Here is a 1,286-nt window from a genome sequence, read left to right as displayed (position 1 = left end):
GCGCAGCCGGTCGGTGTGGATGCGGCCGTGGGTGAGGGCGTCGTACATGGCGCCGTGGCCGCGTCGGTGCTCGGGTGTCAGGGTCAGCTCGGCGGGGGAGGTGACGGGGCCGTCGGCGCACAGGATCGCGTCGCACAGCTCGAACAGGGTGTCGGCGCGGCGGGGCAGGCAGGTGTGCAGGTCGGCGCGGAACCGGGACAAGGCGGACAACGGCTCGACGTGGGCGGGATCGTGCAGCAGACTCATGTTCGTGGCCTCGGGGTGGTGTCATCGGCGTGTCGACAGCGCACATGATCTCCCCGGGGCCGCTTCGTTGTCTGCTGAACGCCGAAATCCCCGCCCGGCTCAGCGAGCCGGCCGAGGGCACAGGTTAAATCTCAAGCTTAGGTGCTGTTCAGGTTGCACAGCCCGGGAGCTGCTATGACGTAGCGGTCAGCCGTACCCGGGGGCGGGGGGTGCCCCCCTGGGTGTTTCCGCAGTTCAGAGTGTTCTTTTGTGGTGTTGTAACGGCCGCGCCAAGCCTGGTTGGTCTGGCGCGGCCTTGTCGTTCGCGTCAGTCGCCGTAGATTTCACGGATCAGGTCGGCCGGGTCCTTCTCCCGGTCGAACCTGCCCACCAGGCTGATGCGGGAGTTCAGCTTGTGGGGGTTGCCGTTGGTCGCGCGCACGATGGCGTTGGCGACGATTGCCCCTGCGATGTCACGGTCGACTTCGAGTTCACCGTTCGGGTGCTGAATGTAGGTGGTGGCGACGGCCGGCTGAAGGCTCCGAATCATGAGCCCAGCATCGGTCTCCGCGGGTTCGTCCCTGCGCTTGCCGATGCGGATGCCTTCGGCTCGCAGGAGTGTCAGGATCTCGGCGACCTGGGCGTTGCGCTGTCCGTTGAGGTTGATGAGCCCTTGGATGTGTTCAGTGATGGCGTTCATGTGGCTGAGGGCCTGGTCGCGGTCGTTGGCGAGGTGGTCGATGTGCGCCTGGGCGACGCCGAGGCGGGCGAGGCGGGCGGCCTTCTCCTGTCCTTCGGCGTAGGTGGCGGTGGCCTGGGCGACCTCTCGCGCGTGTGTGAGCTTGTGGTTGGCGTCGGCGAGAGCGTCGGCGTCGGCCTTCCCCGCGCCGACGAGGGTGACGATGCGGTCGTGTTCGACTTGGGCGGCGGCGAGGGCCTGGGCAGCGTCCTGTGCGCGCTGGTGTGCGTCTTGTGCGTTGCGGGTGGCCTTGTCGGCTGCGGTCTGTGCCTTGGCGATGGGGCTGGTCTTGGTGGTCATGCGTTCTCTCCTCGTTTCTGGT

General features: G+C 67.3%; 2 protein-coding genes. Both read right to left on the bottom strand.

What is annotated here, in order from left to right:
• Positions 1-246: transposase (locus ACJOT3_RS34590; protein WP_406977344.1), on the bottom strand; the 246-nt coding region annotated here is incomplete at its 3' end.
• Between the two features lie 307 nt (positions 247-553).
• Complete coding sequence (locus ACJOT3_RS34585; RefSeq protein WP_406977343.1) at positions 554-1,264, bottom strand: hypothetical protein; 711 nt, start codon at positions 1,262-1,264, stop codon at positions 554-556.
• Positions 1,265-1,286: the final 22 nt, after the last annotated feature.

It is taken from the genome of Nocardiopsis protaetiae, from assembly GCF_045446735.1.
In the GTDB taxonomy this organism is placed as follows: domain Bacteria; phylum Actinomycetota; class Actinomycetes; order Streptosporangiales; family Streptosporangiaceae; genus Nocardiopsis; species Nocardiopsis protaetiae.
The sequence above is the reverse complement of the archived record's forward strand: the minus strand, read 5'-3'. Positions and strand labels throughout refer to the sequence as shown.

What these genes read in the sequence shown, in the direction of transcription:
- ACJOT3_RS34585 (WP_406977343.1), bottom strand. Translation starts at nt 1,264, where the DNA reads ATGACCACCAAGACCAGCCCCATCGCCAAGGCACAGACCGCAGCCGAC.